The 563-nt window shown below is 57.9% G+C and carries 1 protein-coding gene and 1 pseudogene; both read left to right on the top strand.

The features are described 5' to 3' along the window. Positions 1–207 (top strand): glutaminase (locus A3754_RS04675; protein ID WP_197468460.1); only part of this gene is annotated, 207 nt, incomplete at its 5' end. Continuing rightward, a pseudogene (locus tag A3754_RS04670) lies at positions 207–563 on the top strand (DUF481 domain-containing protein); the annotation flags it as partial. The gene A3754_RS04675 and the pseudogene A3754_RS04670, both read left to right, overlap by 1 nt.

Genomic DNA, 563 nt, shown 5'->3' with positions numbered 1-563 from the left:
GGCAAGTGGTTGTACAAAACCGGCCTGCCTGCCAAGAGTGGTGTGGGCGGTGGTATTATTGCCGTTTCCCCGGGCAAGTTCGGCATTGCGGCTATTTCCCCGCCGCTGGATGAGGCCGGTAACAGCGTACGCGCCCAGAAAGCCATTGCGGATATCTCCGCAGCCCTGGGTGGCAACCCGTACGAAGCCGTACCTTATGGTAAGTAATGAAAAAAGTAGTGGTTAAAGGCTGGCCAGCAATGGCTGGCCAATCTTCTGGCAGCGCTTCTGGCCAGACAAGCAAACAGGCAGCCCTCTGGGCTGCCTGTTTGCTTGTCGGCACCCTTCCAGCCGCCGCCTTTGCAGCGGACCAAACCTTTGACACGGCCAGTACCCCGCCAGAGATCTGGCGGCCGCCCAGTTTCGACGTGCAGCAATGGGACTGGATACAGCTGGATACTGGCGAGTGGGTTAAAGGGCGGATCAAGGTCCTGCATGAAGAGTCGGTGGAAATCGACAGTGATCATTTCGATCTGATTTCCATCGACTGGGAAGACGTGGCCTATATCCGTACGGGGCGCGTC

This window comes from Alcanivorax sp. HI0083 (assembly GCF_001635175.1).
The sequence above is the reverse complement of the archived record's forward strand: the minus strand, read 5'-3'. Positions and strand labels throughout refer to the sequence as shown.